Genomic DNA, 19916 nt, shown 5'->3' with positions numbered 1-19916 from the left:
AACTAAAACGATAAAACGACTAGGATTTTAATATAATTTTTGTCTTTTTGTATAAATCTAATTTATTTATCATAAATAAAAAACTGCTTTTGAAGAGGCAAATCGGATGCATCCTTTGATAGGAATCTATCCGAAACGAATAGTGCCAGTTTTATAAAAGGCGATTGATGAAAAGGAGTTAAAAATGACACGTTCCATTGCATCTGTACAACGCCAATTGATTCCGATTCCGAATGAAAAAAGACAGGTGTTTAAAAATATAAATACTGTTGCCGAGTTGAACGAATTGAATACCAATTTATCCCAGTTAAAATGAAAAATTCCAATACACCAAAATTGACAATCGTAGGGGCAGGTCCCGGAGATGTAGAGTTAATTACTTTGAAAGCGATCAAAGCATTAAAAAGTGCAGCTGTTGTTTTGTATGACGCCCTTGTAAATGAGGAATTGTTGCAATATGCGACGCAGGCAGAAATTATTTTTGTGGGGAAACGTTTTGGTTGTCACGCCTACAGTCAAGATCAAATTAATGAATTGATTGTATCGATGGCAAAACGTTTTGGTCATGTCGTCCGGTTGAAAGGCGGCGATCCATTTGTTTTTGGAAGAGGAAGCGAAGAGATTGAATATGCTGAAAAATTTGATTTGGAAACCGCAATTGTTCCCGGAATTTCATCGGCTTTAGGTGTCCCGGCGTCTAACGGAATCAGTTTGACACAGCGAAAAATTGCCGAAAGTTTCTGGGTAATCACCGGAACTACTTCGAATCATAAATTATCTAAAGATGTGGCTTTGGCATCGCAATCCGCGGCAACGGTGGTTATTTTGATGGGAATGAATAAATTAGACGAAATTATTTCGATTTATCAAAACAACAGAACCGATGATTTACCGGTTGCCATCATTCAGAACGGAACAAAAGACACGGAGAAAAAAGTGGTGGGAACCATCAATTCTATTGTGAAATTGGTTCAAGAACACCAACTTTCGTCACCTGCAATTATTGTCATTGGAGAAGTGGTACGTAATGCTTCAAAACTAACGGCTTATTTTCAAAAGAAGAATGTTGAAGATGTACCTGTTTCTGATAAAGAAATAGTTGAAAACAGTACTTTTACGGGGAATAAAAATAGGTTGTAGTATAAATATCATAAAGTAACCGAGTCGAAGGTCTTAAAGTCGAAAGTCATAAAGTCCGTTGTCGATAGCGATTGTCTTTAATGATTGTCTTAAACATTTTAAAGTACAAAAATAATTAAAAAGTAGTTCGTAGTTTCTATAATTAGTCGTTATCAGATTTAACCTGAAACTTTAAACATTTAAAAAAAAATGGTTGATATCACACATAAAATAAGTACGCTTCGTACAGCAACCGCAAAGGCCACAGTAATTGTGAGTCTTCAAGCCACAATTGACGCCGTTATAAATAATCTGGTTCCCAAAGGAAACGTACTGGAAATGGCTAAAACGGCTGGTTTATTTGCCGTGAAAAACACGCATTTATCCATTCCGGATTGTCATCCTATTCCAATTGAATTTACATCGGTGGAATATGAAATTAACGAATTACGCATTGATATTATTTTCAACGTGAAAACGGTTTACAAAACCGGAGTTGAGGTAGAGGCGATGCACGGTGCTTCGATTGTGGCGCTTACGATGTATGACATGCTGAAACCAATTGACAAAAATATCGAGATTTCAACCATTAAATTAATCAGTAAGGAAGGCGGAAAATCGTCTTTCAAAAATAGATTTCCATCCGCAATTAAAGCGGCGGTTTTCGTTTGTTCCGATTCTATTTTTGCGGGAGATAAACAAGATCGTTCCGGAAAAATAATCGTTGAAAAATTGGAAATTAGCGGTGTAGAAACGACGCATTACGAAATCATACCGGATGAAATTGATGTGATTCAGGAGCGGACTAAAGCTTTTGCCAAAGAAAATCAATTAATCATTTTTACAGGAGGAACCGGGCTTTCGCCAAGAGATGTCACCCCGCAAGCACTGGAGCCTTTATTAGAAACCCGAATTCCGGGAATTGAGGAGGCCATTCGCAATTATGGACAACAACGCATGCCGTATTCCATGCTTTCCAGAACAGTCGCGGGAACTTTAGGGAATTCGTTGGTATTGGCTTTGCCAGGTTCAACCAATGGCGCAAAGGAATCCATGGATGCGATATTTCCTCATGTGCTGCATGTTTTTCATATTTTGAAAGGCAATAATCATGATATCAAATAAGGCTGTTTTATCGAATGATTTTGGATGTAAACACCACTATTTACGTATTTCTCTAATTGAGAAATACAATTTGCGTTGCACCTATTGCATGCCGGTCGATGGAATTGTAGTACCTCCAAAAGCGAGCTAGGGATTTTGTAAAAAAAAGTACGAGAATGTGATTTCCCGTAAAATCCCTAAAGTAAAAGGATTTACTTTTGAAGAAGATATAAAGCTTAATGCGTTTTTATCAGTATTTTCGGTATTAAGTTATATATTTGAAAATAAATGAACACTGACTTTTATTAGACAAAGCGACCTAATTTAGGGAAGATAAGTCTTATAGGGTTTGATCTTTATTCGAGTTGGTGGTCAGTTTTTCCGAACTAAACGAAAATTAAATAAACCCAATAGATAAAACTTAAATCAAAAAAATTATGAAGAAAATAATATTTATCTCATTAACAATAGCATTTTTTTCTTGCTCTAAAAATGACGAGCAAATAGATTTAGTTAAAAATGATTTATTAAAAAATCAAAACATTACTAAAACTGAATTAGATCTTTTTAAATTTACTAATTCAAAAGTTTTAGGAAAAGATGCTTATAAAAACTCTTATGATGAAATGTATAAAAAAGCATCAGGCTTGATAGACTCAGATTTAACAGAAAGTGCTATGTACAAAGGGATAAACAAACAAATTGATACATTAGGAACAAGCTATGATAAAATTAAAGATAAAAGCTATTTCAAAATAAATGCTTATCGTATGACTGAAAACGATACTGTATCTAAACTGATTTATTATATAACAGACAAAAATAAAATTTACGATTTTAAAAAGATTAAATAACAAAGAAAATTCCCCGCTCGTGCCCATAATCAAATTCTTCAATCAGTTGAATTCCTCGAGGCTTTACCCCGGGGTTAGAGAGGAAAGTTAGCAAGTCCACTATCGTTGCGCTCACATATCCGAGTCATCAGGTATATCTCCGGATTTCTATGTTTTTTAGTGAAGTTTCTATAAAGCAGAAAGAAATTTTGCAATTTCAATAATACTCTTTTCCTCTTTCAAAGAAAAGGTATTCTTTTTTAAGTAAACTGCAATTTTCTCTTTTTTCATTGGGAACAAGTCTTGAAGCTCTTTCTTGTTCTTTGGCATTGGTCTTGCTATTTTATTTTCTAAACTTAGATAATACTCTGCATTTGTTTTAACAAATTTTGCGGGTTTAGCTTGCTGATAGCTTGTTCTGGCCTCTGTTGCTTTTTGGAGTATAATTTTATCTCTTCGGTACAAGGCGAGATAGCTTGTACCATGTAATTCAGATAGGTACCCATAAACGTCGCCTTCTTTATTTGTGTAATTTAAAAGTTTTAATTTATTTTGGTTAGAAACCATAGTGATGGTATTATATGGAGCTTTTTTTGTGAGCGAAAAGAATTGGTCACCCTCACTTTGAATCTCTAGAGTGTCTGTGACGGCATTGTATCGCACCATTAATTTTTTTGGAACATCAGAAACTTCCGCTAATTGAAAGTCTTTATTGAGGTAGTGCGTGCCTTCTGTTTTTGCTAAAACAGGATTGTTTAAATCAGTGCTTCGATATAATACACCAGTTGAGTATGGGTCAATTTTATCAAGATATCCTTGAGAATAGCTATTTAAAACAATGCAGAACAGGAATAAGACGTTAACGGTTATTTTTTTCATTTTAGTTAGATTTAGGTATCCAAGCATTAATTTTATTTTCTAATATCGCTAAAGGCATTACACCGGATTCCAATACTTTTTCATGGAATTTTTTAATATCGAATTTAGCACCCATTTTTGTTTCGGCTTTTTTACGTAATTCTAGAATCTTCAACTGACCAATTTTATAGGATAAAGCCTGTCCAGGGATGGCCATATACCGCTCTATTTCTGGAATAATACTAGCTTCACTTTCGGCCTCATTTGCTAATGAATATTGGATGGCTTGCGCTCTAGTCCAGCCTTTGGAGTGCAGTCCAGTGTCAACTACTAGTCGCACTGCGCGGTGCATTTCATTGCCCAGCATTCCAAAGTATTGATATGGATCTTGATACAATCCCAGTTCTTTTCCTAAGCTTTCCGTGTACAAAGCCCAACCCTCACCATAAGCGCCAAACCAATTGAATTTTCTGAAGTCAGGAAGATTTTCGTTTTCCTGCTGCAAGGATATTTGGAAATGGTGTCCAGGAACGGCTTCATGCAAAAACAAATCTTCATCGCCGTACATATTATAATTCGCTACATCAGGTATCGGAACATAGAAAATGCCTGGGCGCGAACCATCAGCAGTTCCTTGATTGTACTCGGCGCTAGCCGTTTTTTCTCTAAAGGCTTCTGTTCTTCTGATTTCAAACTTCGTCTTGGGTTGGAGTGCGAATAATTTATCTACATTCGGTTTGATACGGGTATAAATGCTTTGAAAATTGGCTATAACCTCTTCTGGTTTTGTAAATGGTTTTAATTCTTTTTTGTTTCTAACCACTTCAAAGAATTCTAATAAAGTGCCTTTGAAACCTACTTGCGTTTTTACCTTTTCCATTTCGGCGTTCAATCGTGCAACTTCTTTTAATCCCAGTTCGTGAATTTGTTCGGGAGTCATATCAGTAGTGGTCCATTGTTTTACATACGTGGCATATAGCTCTTTTCCAAAAGGCAAACTTCCTATTCCGCTGGTAGCTCTGGAAGCAGGAAGATATTCTTTATTCAGGAAATCGGCCATTTTCTTGTATTGCGGAATCAATTTGTTGTTGATGGTTGCGGTATATTTTGCGGTTAACTCGTTTTTGATTCTGTCAGGAAAAGTAGTAGGCAGGAGTATTATAGAAGAATAAAACAAATTGTCTTCGATTTTAGGTGTAGCCATTTCTGCAAATTGTGGAATCAGTTTTACCGTTAATGATTTTGGTAAAACAACCCCTTTTGCCATTCCTTTTTTCATATACACCATTGCTGAATCGATCCAGACAGCATATTTGTCCATTCTTTTTAGGAAATTGGTATAATCTTGTTCTGTCTTAAATGGTTGTGCACCGGTTCCTCCCGCAAATTGTCCCATGGTTAGATGTGTTCCCCAAAATTGATGTACCGGCAACAAATTTGTCGGTTGTTTTAATAAATCTTTCCCGATTTCAACTTCCCATTTGATGATTTCGTAACTGTTTTTTTCCTCTTCGGATAAGTCTTCAATAGCAAATCCTTTTAAGGCAGTTTGGTATTTGTTAAAGAAAGCTTCTTGTGATTTTCTAAAACTGTCCGTCATTTCAAACTGCAGTTGGTCGTTGTATTGGTTTTGACCACTTTGGGTCGCATCCAGAGGATTCATAGCATTTTTGTCGTCAAAATAATTTTCTGTCAAACTGCTAAAGTCTTGTTTTTTTTCTTCCGATTTACAATTAAGAAGCAATAATGAAGTGGTTACGGAAAGTAAAAGAGTGGTTATTTTTTTCATAATTATATTTGGTAATAGATTGAGCTAATTTATTGTTTTTTTTTCAAATTCAAATGTAAGGATAGTTTTTCGTTTGTAAAAATATCTTTATTTGTCATAAAATTTAGTTAACGCGCCATCGTACAGTTTGTTTTTAGTAGATTTCTGCTAAATTTACTTTTTTAATTAATCACACCTAAATGAGAAAAAAATCCTTTTTTATTTTGTTAGTTATCGGAAATATGCTAACAATTGAAGCACAAGAAAAACAAGAGAACACTAGTATGAATCCATTTTTTCAGGCTTACGACACGCCGTTTAATGTGCCGCCTTTCGATAAAATTAAAAACGAACATTTTAAGCCCGCGATTTTAGAGGGAATTAGTACCCATCAAGCGGAGGTTAATGCTGTTGCAAATAATACGCAACCCGCTACTTTTGAGAATACTATTCTTGCCATGGAAAATGCAGGGGAATTATTATCGAATGTGAATACGGTTTTTTCTAATCTGAATTCGGCGAATACCAATAAAGAGATTCAGAATATTGCCAAAGAAATGGCACCAAATCTTTCCGCGCACAGAGATAATATTTACCTGAACGAGAAATTATTCGCAAAAGTAAAAACGCTTTGGGACAAAAAAGAAACTTTGGGACTGAATTTAGAACAGGCTAAAATTTTGGATAATGCGTACAAAGATTTCGTTCGTAGTGGAGCCAATTTATCAAATGCTGACAAGGAAATATTGCGTAAAATAAACGGAGATCTTTCGCTGACCAGTTTAAAGTATGGACAGAATATTTTGGCGGAGACTAATTCATACGAGTTGGTTGTTGATACCAAAAAAGATTTGTCTGGATTGCCACAAGGATTAATTGATGCTGCAGCTGTTGATGCCAAAGCAAAAGGCAAAGAAGGAAAATGGGTTTTTACCCTTTCTAATTCCAGTGTGATGCCATTTCTGCAATACAGTTCTAATCGAGAATTGCGCAAGCAAATTTGGAATGCCTACCAGACTAGAGGTAATCAAGATAATGAATTTGACAATAAAAAGAATGCAATAGCATTAGCAAATCTTCGTGGGCAAAAAGCACGATTATTAGGGTATAAATCACATTCCAATTATGTCTTGGAAGAATCAATGGCTAAAACTCCCGAAAATGTGAATAAGCTATTGAATGATTTGTGGAAACCAGCTTTGGAAATTGCTAAAACGGAAGCTGCCGATATTCAGAAAATGATGGCTAAAGAAGGAATTAAAGGTGCCGTACAGCCGTATGACTGGAGGTATTACACGGAGAAAATCAGAAAAGAACGTTTTGATTTAGACGAAGAAGAATTAAAGCCGTATTTCAGTTTAGAAAATGTTAGAAAAGGCGTTTTTCAAGTAACCGAAAAGCTATACGGGCTTCAGTTTAAAGTATTGACGGATGTTCCAAAATACCATGAAGATGTTACAGTTTGGGAAGTGACTGAGAAAGACGGAACCCATTTGGGTGTTTTATACATGGACTTTCATCCGCGTGAATCCAAACGAGGCGGTGCATGGATGACCTCGTACAGAACTCAAAAAACGGTTGACGGAAAACGCGTGGCTCCAGTAGTTTCTATTGTTTGTAATTTTACTAAACCATCAGCGAATGCCCCAGCACTTTTGACATTTGATGAGGTTACGACTTTCTTTCACGAGTTTGGACATTCTTTACACGGAATGCTGTCTAATGTTACCTATAAAAGTTTAGCAGGAACAAGTGTTCCAAGAGATTTTGTAGAACTTCCTTCTCAAATTATGGAGAATTGGGCAGCTGAACCAGAGGTCTTAAAAATGTATGCAAAGCATTATAAAACTGGGGAAGTGATTCCAGAAACATTGGTGAATAAATTAAAAAAAGCAGGGACTTTTGACCAAGGTTTTACTACAACAGAATATCTAGCAGCTTCTTTATTGGATTTAGAATACCATTCTCAAACCAAAGACATTACCGTTGATGCAAACGCTTTCGAAAAAGCAGCAATGACAAAAATTGGTTTGATTCCATCTATTATTCCAAGATACCGAAGTACGTATTTCAGTCATATATTCTCTGGAGGATATTCTTCCGGATATTACAGTTATATATGGTCAGGAGTTTTAGATACGGATGCTTTTGAAGCGTTCAAAACAACTACTTTGTTCAATCCTGAAAAAGCCAAATTATTCCGTGAGAATGTTTTGGAAAAAGGAGGGACAGAAGATCCGATGGTTTTGTACAAACGTTTCCGCGGTGCGGAGCCAAGTATTGAACCGCTGTTGAGAAAACGTGGTTTGGACAAAAAAGAAGAAGTATTTAAAAAGATAAAAGGATAAAATAATTTTGTTCTAAAGCAAAAACCCTACAATACAAATAATGTGTTGTAGGGTTTTTTATTGTCCTTCAAAAAAGGCTTATCCGTGATACACTCTGGAAGCAATTATTTTACCTTCTCTGATATCTAATACTTCTGCTACCAGTAAATCTTCTTCACCGGCTACCGTTCGTATGTATTCCATAAAAACGCGGTCACCATTTGCGGTAAGCGATTTTACATTGTAATTCAAACTCGGCAAACGTTCAAAAGTATCTTTCCACCATTCTCGCAAGGCTTCTTTGCCGGTGACAAAACCGTTGCTTTCGGGTTTGAATATTTTTAGTTTTGGACTAAAATGCACAGCATCGTCATCATACAAAGACAATAGTTTTTCTAATTCTTTATTGTTGAAAGTTTCAAACCATTTAAAAGCTATAGATTGTAATTTTTCTGGCATCATACTAATTTTAATTTGCATTTTTAATTAAAAAAATCCCGTTTTGCTACGCAAAAGGGATTTAATTTTATAATTTCAAAGAAATATTAAACGTTCTTCAAATTGATAATTTCTTGTTCAGTAAGCAATCTCCAGTTTCCTCTTGGTAAATTCTTTTTAGTCAAACCAGCAAAAGCAACTCTGTCAATACGCAACACATCATAACTGAAATGTTCAAAAATATTACGAACCACTTTCACGTTAGCGGATCTCAACTGTAATCCAATTTCACTTTTCGCTTCTCCGTCAATGTAGCTTACATCTTCCACAAAAACACGGTGTCCGTCAAGAGTCAGTCCTTTGTTTATTTTTTCTAAATCCTCAAATTTCAAGTTTTTATCTAATGAAACTTGGTAGATTTTAGATGATTTTTGACTTGGTAACGTAAATTTACGAATCATATCCGTATCATTCGTAAACAATAGTAAACCAGTTGTATTCTTGTCCATTCTCCCAATAGCGCCAATTTTTGCTGTTGTAGAGCCTTTTACCAGTTCCAGTACATTACGATATTCCTGACCTTCGTCCATCGCAGTAGTAAAGTTTTTTGGTTTGTTCAATAAGATGTATACTTTTTTCTCCGGTGTCAAAGTGGCACCGTCAAAATTTACTACGTCTCCCGGTTTTACCATATATCCCATTTCGATAACGGGAATTCCATTTACTTTTACAGTTCCGGATTGAATGTAAATATCCGCATCACGACGCGAGCATGCCCCAGAATTGGCGATGTATTTATTCAAACGGATTTCGTCTTTTACCTTTGGTCTTTTAGGAGCTTGATTTGGTTTTTTTTCTACTTTATCCGTATCGACAGCTACAACTTTAGTATTTATTTTAACTTTTTTTGGCCCTTGTGCCCGTTTTTGCATCGCAGGTTTTGGCTTGTTAGAACTTGGTCTTGAACTATTTGTTCTAGCACCACTTCCTTTATTGTTGCCTTGCTTATTATTCATAATATTCCTTAATTTGCGCAAAGATAGTATTTATATAATTGACAATCAATAGATGGCAATTATAAAAACGGTAACTGGCTTGTTAATAAGCGAATTAAAAAAAAATTAAATTCGCTTTTTAGAGCTGGCTCTCGATTTCTACTGATCCCCCTTTTCTTTTTAAAACAAAAAAAATCTAGTCATCTTGCTATTTTCATAAGTTGTTTTTTGTTCGTTTTATCAGGAATGAAACAGTGAAATACTGCCGCAATAAAGCGCTAATTGTACTATTAGATGCAATCTTTCTGGGATATTTCAAGCAGTTATTAATGCGCTTCCAGCCAGTCTTTGCCAGTACCAAGATCTACTTCTAGTGGAGCATTTAACTTGAAAGCATTTTCCATTTCATATTTTATCATCGGTTTGATTTTTTCGAGTTCATCATTATGCACATCAAACACAAGCTCATCATGAACCTGTAGCAACATTTTACTTTTCCAATTTTCAGAGGTTAGTTTTCCGTGAATATTAATCATTGCAATTTTGATGATATCAGCAGCACTGCCTTGAATTGGTGCGTTTACCGCATTTCGTTCTGCGCCACCACGAACAATGGCGTTTTGTGAATTGATATCTTTCAAATAACGACGACGACCCAGTATTGTTTGTACATAACCGTTCTCTCTTGCAAAATCTATTTGATTCTGTATATAGGACTTTAATCTTGGATAGGTTTGGTAATACGCTTCAATCAAATCAGCGCTCTCTTTACGAGATAAGTTAGTTTGATTGCTCAATCCAAAAGCCGAAACACCATATATAATTCCGAAATTGACCGTTTTGGCCTGACTTCGTTGCTCGCGAGTCACTTCTTCCAGCGGAACATTAAAGACTTTTGAAGCAGTAGATTTGTGAATGTCTTCGTGATTCTGAAAGGCTTTGATCATGTTTTCTTCACCGCTTAATGCAGCAATTACTCGCAATTCTATTTGGGAATAATCTGCAGAAACCAATGTGTAATTTTCATCTCGTGCCACAAATGCTTTCCGGATTTGTCGGCCACGTTCGGTTCGAATCGGGATGTTTTGTAAGTTGGGATTATTCGAACTCAATCGTCCTGTTGCCGCAACGGTTTGCATATAATCGGTGTGTATGCGGTTCGTGATTTTGTCAACTTGGTTGGGTAAAGCATCAACATACGTGTTTTGCAGCTTTATCAATTGTCGCCAATCCAGAATGTCTTTTACAATTGGGTTTTCAGCGGCTAAATAGCTTAAGATTTCCTCTCCGGTTGCGTATTGACCGGTTTTGGTTTTCTTTTGTTTGGCTCCTCCAATTTTCAATTTGTCAAATAATACATCGCCCAGTTGTTTTGGGGAAGCGAGATTGAATTTTTCACCGGCAGTTTCATAAATATTTGCTTCCAATATCTTTATATCATCATCCAAGGTTTTCGACAGGGATTTCAAGAAATCGACATCTACACGGATTCCTTCTTTTTCCATAGCGGCCAAAACAGGTACCAATGGAATTTCGATTTCCTCAAAAAGTTTTTTGGTGCCGGTTTTGTCTAATTCTAAAGTGAATATTTCCTTGAGTTGCAAAGTTACATCAGCGTCTTCAACCGCATATTCTTTGATTTCTTCCAGTTCAACGTCGCGCATTGATTTCTGGTTTTTTCCTTTTTTCCCAATTAAAGTTTCAATAGATTGCGGGGAATATTTTAAATATGTTTCTGCCAAAATATCCATATTATGACGCATATCCGGATTGATTAGATAATGTGCAATCATGGTATCGAATAGTTTTCCTTTTACGGTAACCTTGTAATTAGAGAGTATCTTTAAATCGTATTTTAAATTCTGACCAATTTTCTCGATGTTTTCATTTTCGAAAAAAGGAATAAATTTCTCGATTAAAACTTGTGCTTCCTCTTGATTTTCCGGAAAAGGAACATAGAATCCTTTTCCTTTTTCGAAAGAAAACGAAATCCCCACTAATTCGGCATGCAAAGCATCTAGACCAGTTGTTTCGGTGTCAAAACATACTGAAGCTTGTTTTTGTAAATTTTGCAACAGCAACTTCAGCCCTAAATCCCCTTGGATTATCTGATACGAATGTTCTGTATTTGCTAATGAACTATAATATTGATGGCGTGTTTCTTCTGATGAATCTTCCTGAATGGCACTTCCAAAAAGATCAAACTGTTCTTCAGTTTTAGGTTGTGTTTTTTTATATAATTTAGTTTCATCAACCGGGTTATTGGCTGTCGCAGTCGCTCCTTTTTTGAATATAGCGTCAAACTGCTCTGCCATTCGGCGGAATTCTAACTCGTTGAACAGTGCGTCTGTTTTTTCGACATCAGGAGTGGATAATTCATAGTCCGTTTCATCAAAAATAACGGGACAATCCAGTAAAATTGTGGCTAAGGTTTTAGATAATAATCCTTTTTCCTTGTTCGCCTCAATGTTCTCTTTCATTTTTCCTTTCAGCTTATCCGTATTAGCTAAAAGATTTTCCATGGTTCCAAATTCTTTTAGAAACTTCTTTGCAGTGACTTCGCCTACCCCGGGAAGTCCTGGAATATTATCCGCTGCATCACCCATCATTCCAAGGAAATCGATTACCTGATCCGGACGTTCAATTTCAAATTTTGCCAAAACCTCAGGAATTCCCCAGATCTCTATTCCATTCCCCATTCGGGCAGGTTTGTACATAAATATGTTTTCAGAAACAAGTTGTGCAAAATCCTTATCCGGGGTGACCATAAAAACTTTATAATTTTGTTTTTCGGCTTGTTTGGCAATGGTCCCAATTAGGTCATCAGCCTCATAGCCTTTGACTTCTATTATAGGAATATGCATGGCTTTCAGTAAATCTTGGATATAAGGAATAGCAATTTTTATGGCTTCCGGAGTAGCATCACGATGGGCTTTGTATTCCGGGAAGATGTCATTTCTCAACTGGCTGCCACCATTGTCAAAAGCAACGGCTAAATGATCTGGTTTTTCTCTTTTTATAACATCCATCAATGAATTCATAAAACCCATAATGGCGGATGTATCCATTCCTTTAGAATTGATCCGTGGATTTTTTATAAAAGCATAATAGCCTCTGAAGATTAAGGCATAGGCATCAAGAAGAAACAGGCGTTTTTGTTGTGACATGAATTGTAATTTTTGTAAAGTTTTCAAAAGTACAAAACTTGTCAGATAAAGGCATGAAATATTTCTTCAAATCAATTTCACTATGTTTTTTAAAATAAAATAGGAGAAACAGGGGCTTAGGTGCAGCGATTTTATATTTGTTAAACTTGTTTATTAAATAAAGCACGAATAATTTGTACGATAACGGTTTTGCTTTTTATTTAAAATTAAGTTTTTCTATTTCAGCTAAGCTGTTTCAAGTTGATTTAATGTAATTTTAGTTAAATTTAGATTAATAAAAACGCATACTATTTTCTTAATTTGTTATTTTGTGTAAAATTTGATTAAAAATGATTTTCCGTGTCGTATTCTTGTGTTCAATTCTACTTATTATTGAGCTGTATACTTTTCAGATCTTAAAAACTTTGATAAAATCAAAACTAATATTGTTTTCAATTCAGGGTATAAGCCTATTAGTTTTAATATATATCGTGTATTCTTTAATGCAATTTGACCGTAGCGTAGGACAAACCCAGCAATTCATGTTTAGTATGGGATTGTTGCTTATTGTTTATGTTCCAAAATTAATTTTAGCCTTAATTTTAATAGGGGAAGACATTTTTAGAGTAGGTGCTGGAGCCTTAAATTTTTTCGTGGATTATGACAAGAGTACTGATTTCCTTAATTCCAGAAGAAAGTTTATCAGTCAAATAGGATTAGGGTTAGCGGCGGTTCCGTTTTTATCCTTGATATATGGAGTCACGATTGGGAAATACAATTACAAAGTGATCAGGCAGCGTATTTTTTTTCCGGATTTACCGGATGCTTTTGATGGTTTTAAAATTACTCAAATATCCGATGTTCATAGTGGAAGCTTTGATGACCCGGAAAAAATTAATTATGCGATTGACTTGGTAAATGAGCAAAATTCAGATATGATTCTGTTTACTGGAGATATTGTCAATACGCACGCCAAAGAGATGCATCCTTGGATAGAAACATTCAACCGAATTAAGAAACATGAATATGGCAAATATTCCGTTTTGGGGAATCATGATTACGGAGAATATGTAACCTGGCCAAGTGAAGCCGCAAAAGCAGATAATTTTAAGGCAATAAAAAATTTATACGGAGAAATTGGGTTTGATTTATTGCTGAATGAGCATACGTTTATCGAGAAAGGAGATGCCAAAATAGCATTAGTAGGTGTCGAAAACTGGGGACATAATTTCAAGCAGGCCGGAGATTTGAATAAGGCTTCGGGGCAGTTAAAGAAAGAAGATTTCAAGATTTTGATGAGCCATGACCCTTCCCATTGGGAGCACGTGGTGCAGCACGATGATAAACACTACCACCTTACGCTTTCCGGGCACACACACGGAATGCAATTTGGAATCGAAATTCCCGGTTATTTCAAATGGAGTTTGGCGCAATACGTATACAAACAATGGGCCGGCTTATATGAAAACCTGGGAAGATACGTTTATGTCAATAGGGGATTTGGTTTTCATGCCTTTCCCGGAAGAGTAGGAATCATGCCGGAAATAACGGTCATCGAACTAAAAAAAGGCACTAATGTAGCAGAATTCGTTTAAAATGCTACATTTGTAAAAATAATATCTCTGTTTAGTGAATTTTAAAAATTAAATTTTTGGTTTTATGTCAAAATTTGGAGAACTTATAAATACTAAAATTCCGGTATTAATTGACTTTTATACGGAGTGGAATGAATCCTCCGTTTTAATGCATCCTGTGATCAGAGATGTAGCGGCGGCTCTTGGCGATAAAGCGAAAGTCATTAAGATTGACGTGGATAAAAATCAAGAATTAGCGGATGCTTTGCGGATCAAAGGGTTGCCTACGTTGATGATCTATAAACAAGGTCAGATGATCTGGAGACAGTCCGGAGAACTTGACGCCAATACGATAATTAGTCTCGTTCAGGAACAATTGTAATATTTTTATAAAGGGTTGCACTTAAAATTATTTTCTTTTAAATAAGCTAGTGTTTTTGGCAACACGTATTGTAGGTTCTTGAACGCTTTTATACTGTCGTGAAAAACAATAATACTCCCCGGTCTTAAATTTGACAGCACATTGTTCAGGCATTTTTCTTTAGATATTGTGGCATCAAAATCAGCACTCAGGACATCCCACATAATTATTTTGTACCCTAGTCTTTGTAGTTTTTTTGATTGCGATTTTTTTATTTTTCCATACGGAGGGCGAAAAAGTTTAGCGTCTGGATGGGTGTGGTTTTCAATTGCTTCTTGAGCCTGTTGCATGTTTTTGATGTACGTCTCAGTAGTTGTTTGCCAGCCATTTAAGTGGTTGAAAGTGTGGTTTCCTATGGTGTGGCCTTCCCGAATCACCTTTTTGAATATTTCAGAATTTTTTTCGATATTATTTCCAATACAGAAAAAAGTGGCTTTGATTCCGTATTTTTTTAATTCCACCAAAACCCATTCTGTAACTTCTGGAATGGGGCCGTCATCAAAGGTAAGGTATACAGTATTTCCTGTATTGGAGACATCCCAACTATAATTAGAGAATATTTTTTTTATAATCGAATGGGTCTTTGTCCAATACAATTTCATTTTTTTCATTTTAAAATTAAAAAAAATAGCGACATTTTTCAATGTCACTATTTTTTTAATGGATCTTTAATATTACTCCTTGTCGCGTCCAAAACGTTCAAACATTTTGATGTACGTATTGAAGACAATTTTGTTCTTATTGTAAAATGCGAGATCGCCATTTTCTTTCATGACTTGCAAGAGGCTTCTGTAGCGCTCAATATCAGTTATGATTGGAATTGCAATACTGCTTTGTTCAGAAGATTTAAGATTGCCATAATAGCTGAGGTTTTCTTGGTACTTAAAGACTAATCGGTCCAATAATTGTTCGGCTTTTATTTTTTCGCCAGTTTTATAATAGCCTCCCGCAAAAGGTTCTACTAATGAATAATAGCCAAAGCTGTCCAAAGGCATTTTTGCCATAGCTAAATCAATGATTTTTTTGGCTTTTTCTTTCTGTCCTTCCAGGATTAACTGATTCATCAATCTTGACAGATTGTTTCGGTAGGTAATGCTATTTTTTCTGGTTTCTGGATCATGATAAATAGAAGGACTATCACTATTTCCCCAATCCCATTTCATGACCTTTGCATACATTCTGTCAGTGTCTATTTGTCCCATTTCAAGTGGACTTCCATCTTTGGACATTGGAGTTTTTATTGGAACTAGTTTGTACACCATACCTTCGAGTTGAAGATATTCTTTCATCCAGAGGTAGTCCTCGCTATCATAAGCACCACCGCTAAAATAAATTGGTCTTTTCCAGTTGTTATTAGCAACAATGTCAAGCATCATCAATCTGTTTTTGTACAACGCACTCCCTTTGATGTCTATATCAATATAAGGCACTATAGAGTCATTGTATTTAGGGGATACTACTTTGTTTTGTATGATCGTATTTTTGTCAACGGGAATCCGAATCTTATTGGTTGGGTAAAAATGGATGGTTTGTCCGTTTTGCATTCCTACCGTTGATTTCGGATTTTTAATAAAATCGATAAAATCTTTTATATCCCAGCGACTTTCAATTTTTGGAATATGGGCCACATAGTCTAATTTATCTCCAACATATTCCTCGTGTGTAAATGAAACCGGTACTGGGTCTGATTCGTATGTTTTGGTTTTCATTTGATCGATATACCAGTCCGTCATGAATAAACTGGTGTTTACAATTTTGACATCGGTTCTTATTTTTTCAATTTCCTGTGCGTACCAAAGCGGGAAAGTGTCATTGTCTCCAATGGTGAATAAGATGGCATTAGGGTCGCACGAGGTAAGATACGCTTTTGCCATAGACAAGGCGGTATATTTGCCGGAACGGTCGTGGTCATCCCAGTTTTGTGACGCCATAAGCACTGGTGCCGCTACCAAACTTAATGCGATAAGGAGAGGGCCAGCTATTTTTGGAGCGAGATGTTTTTTGACACTTTCATACAAGGCGTAAACACCAAAGCCTATCCAGATGGCAAATACATAAAAGGAGCCTACCAATGCATAATCCCTTTCTCGAGGTTCAAAAGGCCTTTCGTTCAAATAAATTTTCAGGGCTATTCCCGTAAAAAGGAACAAGGCAAGCAAAACATAAAAGCTTTTTAAATCCTTATTGGCATGATACATAAGTCCAATAAGGCCCAGAATAAAAGGCAAAAAGAAATATACATTCCGACCTTTATTGTTCAATACATCCGATGGTAAGTTGTCCTGACTTCCTAAATGCAATTCATCAATGAATTTTATACCACTGAGCCAGTTGCCATCCAGATAGTCGTATCGTCCCTGAACATCATTTTGACGGCCAACAAAATTCCACATCAAGTACCTCCAATACATGTATCCAAATTGATACTCTACCATAAAACCTAGATTGTCCGCAGTTGTTGGTTTTTCAACAATCAAATAGTCGCCATAACTTTTTAGGAAGGTGACATATCCTTCGTTGTCAATTTGTTTTTGTGCGTAGGCTTGTCTGAATTCAGAAATTATTTTTTGAGTTTCATTTTTGAGTTGTGCAATCGCTTTATTGTAATCTTCTTCACTAAGCTGACTGGCATCAATACCGTATTTTGCTAAATCATCCTCGTAAGGATAATTAGGATTTAATTTGAATTGAGGCGGATTGGTAAAATTCATGTAATTTTCAATATGTCCATCGCTCCACATTCTTGGGAGAATGGTTTTATGATTGTCATCTGAATTTTGGGAAGCATTTTTATAATTATTGACAATAACATATTTCCCTGTTTTATAATCTCTTTCATAATTGGGTGCTTTGTCTAAATAAGGATTATTGGCATCTAATCCGGCAAAATTCTCTGTGTATTGTGGACCATAGAACAATGCATTTACGCCATATTGTTCTCTATTGTAATAGGCTAAAACTTCGCGGGCATCAGACGGTTTGTTTTCATTGATTACAGTATTTGCATTTGCTCGAATGGGTAGCATCATCCATGTCGAGAAACCAATTAAAATAAAAAGGATGCAAAGAATTATGGTGTTGTAGAACACAAACCCTTTTTGTTTGGTGTATTTCAATCCAAAGTAAAAGAAAGCAATCAAAGCTATTGTAACAAACACAGTGCCCGAGTCAAACGGCAGTCCTAAACTATTGACCATAAAAACTTCTGTTTTACCAAAGAATCCCATGGTCATAGGAAGTAGCAATTTGAAAATAAACAACAAAATAGCAATTACTACAACATTTGCAATAAGGAAACTTTTAACGGTTACTACCTTATAGTTTTTAAAAAAATAAAGAAAACCTATTGCGGGAATTGTTAGTAATGCCATAAAGTGAACCCCAAAGGAAAGTCCTACAACAAGAGAAATAATCAATAACCACTTATTTCCTCTTGGAGTATTCATGTCTTGCTCCCAGCGTAAACCCAGCCAAAACAATAGGGCAATAAACAAGGATGCCATGGCGTAAACCTCAGCCTCGACAGCATTGTACCAAAAGCTATCTGAAAAGGTGAAGGCTAAAGCACCAACAAATGAACTTCCTAGTATAACGATTTCATTGTTTCTGTTAGTCTCTGAAAATCGGGAAATCAATTTTTTTAGAAGAATGGACGAAGACCAAAAAAGGAATAAAATAGTAAAGGCACTCGAGAATACAGACATCATGTTTACCATTAAGGCAATGTGTTGATCATCTGATGCAAACATGGCAAAAAAAGCGCCAATCATCTGGTATAAAGGAGCTCCCGGAGGGTGGCCAACTTGAAGTTTTGCTGCGGTGGAAATGTATTCGCCACAATCCCAAAAACTCATAGTAGGCTCAACAGTTAAAGTGTAAGTTAATAATGCGATTCCAAATGTTAACCAACCAACAATTGTGTTCCATTTATTGAAGTTGAATGTTCCTTTGTCCATGTATTAAAATTTAGTTTAAATGTAAGTTACAAAGAAAATGTTTTTTTATTTAACCCTAGTAGCATTAACACTATTTTCTGGAAAAGTAATAAAATTCAATAATCAATTGATTGTAAAGCTCTTTTGAGATGCTTTGCAGCTGATTTTATTTTTTGTTGTTATTTTTTTAATAAAAAGACAAAAAAAATTTGTGCAAACTAAATATTATTTTAAATTTGCACTCGCTTAGCAGCACTGCTGGTCTATGGTGTAATGGTAACACAACTGTTTTTGGTGCAGTCGTTCAAGGTTCGAGTCCTTGTAGACCAACAAAAAACCTCTCAATTCCTGAGAGGTTTTTTTATAGATAAAATTCTGAGTAGTGTTTGTTGGGATTTTCGAGATAAGAGAGTGAAGTTGGTTAGTTGTTTTTGCAAAGCCAAAAGGAGTTAAATTCTAAAAGTGATAACAGGTCTGGTGGTGTGGTTTACTAAGTCCTCACTGATGCTTCCGTTAAAAAAATGCGCTAAACCAGTTCTGCCATGAGTGCAAAGGCCAATTAAATCAGCATCTATTGTTTTTGAAAAATTGATTATTCCACTTTCAATATTTGCATCATTAAATAGATGTGAGGAGTAGTTTGGAAGATCAAATTCAGCCATAAAAGCGCCCATCACCTTTTCGGCAGCAAGAGTGGTCTTAAAACTATTGGGTGTGCAAATCATGACTAAAAACAAATTGGCATCAAAGATCTTCGCGAACTCCATCATTTTTTTAAAAGGCTTTTTAGCTTCTTTTGAAAAATCAGAGGCAAAGACGAAATTTTTAAATTTTAATTTACCTACATCTTTTTTTATAACTAAAACTGGAATTTCGGAGAGTCGGACCACTTTTTCAGTATTAGAGCCAATAATGATTTCTTCAATGCCTGAAGTGCCATGAGAGCCCATAACGATTAAATCAATTTTATTCTTTTTGTTAAAGGATAAAATACCGCTAAAAGCTTTTTCAAATTGTACAGAGACATGTACCGGAATTCCTTTCAAATAGGGCTGTTCTTTTATTTTTTGAAGGTTTTCGTTAACTTTTTTGATGAACAACATAAGCGCCGGAGTAATGTCTGCTCCAGTAACAGAGTCATTCATGTGGTTTGGGAGTTCTAACAAATGCAATAGGAATATTTCACACTTGTTTTTTCTTGCAATTACAGCAGCCACTTTTAGAGCGTTTCCGGCATGATCAGAAAAATCGGTTGGGACTAAAATACGTTTCATAATTACAGCGTGTTAAATTATGGTAAAACTGTTGTTTTGAATTGTTCATGCGAATCAAGGGTTAAAAAAGAAAGAAATATCTGTTTAAAAATTAGATTAATAAGCTGATAATCAGTATATTTAT

15 protein-coding genes and 1 tRNA gene are annotated in these 19916 nt (G+C 35.6%); 8 read left to right on the top strand and 8 right to left on the bottom strand.

Going from position 1 to position 19916, the window contains the following annotated elements:
* Positions 1-184: 184 nt before the first annotated feature.
* From EKL98_RS18380 to EKL98_RS00065, 4 genes are all read left to right on the top strand, one after another.
* Complete coding sequence (locus EKL98_RS18380; protein ID WP_262706902.1) at positions 185-316, top strand: hypothetical protein; 132 nt, start codon at positions 185-187, stop codon at positions 314-316.
* Entirely contained in the window at positions 313-1140 is an 828-nt protein-coding gene (cobA, locus tag EKL98_RS00080) for a uroporphyrinogen-III C-methyltransferase (protein WP_126561235.1), read from the top strand. Before EKL98_RS18380 ends, cobA begins: the two co-directional genes overlap by 4 nt.
* A gap of 189 nt (positions 1141-1329) precedes the next feature.
* Positions 1330-2244: a bifunctional molybdenum cofactor biosynthesis protein MoaC/MoaB gene (gene moaCB, locus EKL98_RS00075; protein WP_126561234.1), complete on the top strand. Its 915-nt coding sequence runs from the start codon at positions 1330-1332 to the stop codon at positions 2242-2244.
* 416 nt (positions 2245-2660) lie between these two features.
* Entirely contained in the window at positions 2661-3077 is a 417-nt protein-coding gene (locus EKL98_RS00065) for a hypothetical protein (protein ID WP_126561233.1), read from the top strand.
* A gap of 168 nt (positions 3078-3245) precedes the next feature.
* Here the strand turns inward: EKL98_RS00065 and EKL98_RS00060 are convergent, their stop codons facing one another.
* Complete coding sequence (locus tag EKL98_RS00060; protein WP_126561232.1) at positions 3246-3935, bottom strand: hypothetical protein; 690 nt, start codon at positions 3933-3935, stop codon at positions 3246-3248.
* A gap of 1 nt (position 3936) precedes the next feature.
* Complete coding sequence (locus EKL98_RS00055; RefSeq protein WP_126561231.1) at positions 3937-5703, bottom strand: DUF885 domain-containing protein; 1767 nt, start codon at positions 5701-5703, stop codon at positions 3937-3939.
* A 179-nt stretch (positions 5704-5882) separates the two neighbouring features.
* Here EKL98_RS00055 and EKL98_RS00050 point away from each other — a divergent pair, with 179 nt between their 5' ends.
* Entirely contained in the window at positions 5883-8030 is a 2148-nt protein-coding gene (locus EKL98_RS00050; RefSeq protein WP_126561230.1) for a M3 family metallopeptidase, read from the top strand.
* 78 nt (positions 8031-8108) lie between these two features.
* Here EKL98_RS00050 and EKL98_RS00045 read toward each other — a convergent pair whose 3' ends face one another.
* From EKL98_RS00045 to polA, 3 genes are all read right to left on the bottom strand, one after another.
* On the bottom strand, positions 8109-8489 hold the full coding sequence (locus tag EKL98_RS00045) for a nuclear transport factor 2 family protein (protein ID WP_231507426.1): 381 nt from the start codon (positions 8487-8489) through the stop codon (positions 8109-8111).
* A 65-nt stretch (positions 8490-8554) separates the two neighbouring features.
* Positions 8555-9463 carry a pseudouridine synthase gene (locus tag EKL98_RS00040; protein WP_126458390.1) on the bottom strand — a complete coding sequence of 303 codons (909 nt, stop codon included), beginning with the start codon at positions 9461-9463 and terminating at the stop codon, positions 8555-8557.
* Between the two features lie 305 nt (positions 9464-9768).
* Positions 9769-12609, bottom strand: a complete 2841-nt coding sequence (polA, locus tag EKL98_RS00035; protein ID WP_126561229.1) for a DNA polymerase I — start codon at positions 12607-12609, stop codon at positions 9769-9771.
* A gap of 329 nt (positions 12610-12938) precedes the next feature.
* Here polA and EKL98_RS00030 point away from each other — a divergent pair, with 329 nt between their 5' ends.
* Entirely contained in the window at positions 12939-14183 is a 1245-nt protein-coding gene (locus EKL98_RS00030; RefSeq protein ID WP_126458395.1) for a metallophosphoesterase, read from the top strand.
* Between the two features lie 64 nt (positions 14184-14247).
* Positions 14248-14544 carry a thioredoxin family protein gene (locus EKL98_RS00025; RefSeq protein WP_126458398.1) on the top strand — a complete coding sequence of 99 codons (297 nt, stop codon included), beginning with the start codon at positions 14248-14250 and terminating at the stop codon, positions 14542-14544.
* A 5-nt stretch (positions 14545-14549) separates the two neighbouring features.
* Here the strand turns inward: EKL98_RS00025 and EKL98_RS00020 are convergent, their stop codons facing one another.
* Complete coding sequence (locus tag EKL98_RS00020) at positions 14550-15185, bottom strand: polysaccharide deacetylase family protein (RefSeq protein WP_126561487.1); 636 nt, start codon at positions 15183-15185, stop codon at positions 14550-14552.
* Positions 15186-15257: 72 nt separating this feature from the next.
* Complete coding sequence (locus tag EKL98_RS00015; RefSeq protein ID WP_126561228.1) at positions 15258-18539, bottom strand: glycosyltransferase family 117 protein; 3282 nt, start codon at positions 18537-18539, stop codon at positions 15258-15260.
* A 238-nt stretch (positions 18540-18777) separates the two neighbouring features.
* On the opposite strand from EKL98_RS00015, the gene EKL98_RS00010 reads away from it, so the two are divergent.
* Positions 18778-18848: transfer RNA gene (locus EKL98_RS00010), tRNA-Gln, on the top strand.
* A 119-nt stretch (positions 18849-18967) separates the two neighbouring features.
* Here EKL98_RS00010 and EKL98_RS00005 read toward each other — a convergent pair.
* Positions 18968-19792 carry a universal stress protein gene (locus tag EKL98_RS00005; protein WP_126453832.1) on the bottom strand — a complete coding sequence of 275 codons (825 nt, stop codon included), beginning with the start codon at positions 19790-19792 and terminating at the stop codon, positions 18968-18970.
* Positions 19793-19916: the final 124 nt, after the last annotated feature.

The sequence above is a fragment of the Flavobacterium bomense genome (genome assembly GCF_003970355.1).
This window is presented reverse-complemented; position numbering and strand designations above follow the sequence as displayed.

Bases quoted from the DNA above. Each gene is read 5' to 3' on its own strand.
- EKL98_RS00065 (WP_126561233.1), top strand. From the start codon at position 2,661: ATGAAGAAAATAATATTTATCTCATTAACAATAGCATTTTTTTCTTGC.
- EKL98_RS00020 (WP_126561487.1), bottom strand. From the start codon at position 15,185: ATGAAATTGTATTGGACAAAGACCCATTCGATTATAAAAAAAATATTC.
- EKL98_RS00005 (WP_126453832.1), bottom strand. From the start codon at position 19,792: ATGAAACGTATTTTAGTCCCAACCGATTTTTCTGATCATGCCGGAAAC.
- EKL98_RS00055 (WP_126561231.1), bottom strand. From the start codon at position 5,703: ATGAAAAAAATAACCACTCTTTTACTTTCCGTAACCACTTCATTATTG.
- EKL98_RS00015 (WP_126561228.1), bottom strand. From the start codon at position 18,539: ATGGACAAAGGAACATTCAACTTCAATAAATGGAACACAATTGTTGGT.
- cobA (WP_126561235.1), top strand. From the start codon at position 313: ATGAAAAATTCCAATACACCAAAATTGACAATCGTAGGGGCAGGTCCC.
- EKL98_RS00030 (WP_126458395.1), top strand. From the start codon at position 12,939: ATGATTTTCCGTGTCGTATTCTTGTGTTCAATTCTACTTATTATTGAG.
- EKL98_RS00050 (WP_126561230.1), top strand. From the start codon at position 5,883: ATGAGAAAAAAATCCTTTTTTATTTTGTTAGTTATCGGAAATATGCTA.
- EKL98_RS00060 (WP_126561232.1), bottom strand. From the start codon at position 3,935: ATGAAAAAAATAACCGTTAACGTCTTATTCCTGTTCTGCATTGTTTTA.
- polA (WP_126561229.1), bottom strand. From the start codon at position 12,609: ATGTCACAACAAAAACGCCTGTTTCTTCTTGATGCCTATGCCTTAATC.
- EKL98_RS18380 (WP_262706902.1), top strand. From the start codon at position 185: ATGACACGTTCCATTGCATCTGTACAACGCCAATTGATTCCGATTCCG.
- EKL98_RS00040 (WP_126458390.1), bottom strand. From the start codon at position 9,463: ATGAATAATAAGCAAGGCAACAATAAAGGAAGTGGTGCTAGAACAAAT.
- EKL98_RS00025 (WP_126458398.1), top strand. From the start codon at position 14,248: ATGTCAAAATTTGGAGAACTTATAAATACTAAAATTCCGGTATTAATT.
- moaCB (WP_126561234.1), top strand. From the start codon at position 1,330: ATGGTTGATATCACACATAAAATAAGTACGCTTCGTACAGCAACCGCA.
- EKL98_RS00045 (WP_231507426.1), bottom strand. From the start codon at position 8,489: ATGCAAATTAAAATTAGTATGATGCCAGAAAAATTACAATCTATAGCT.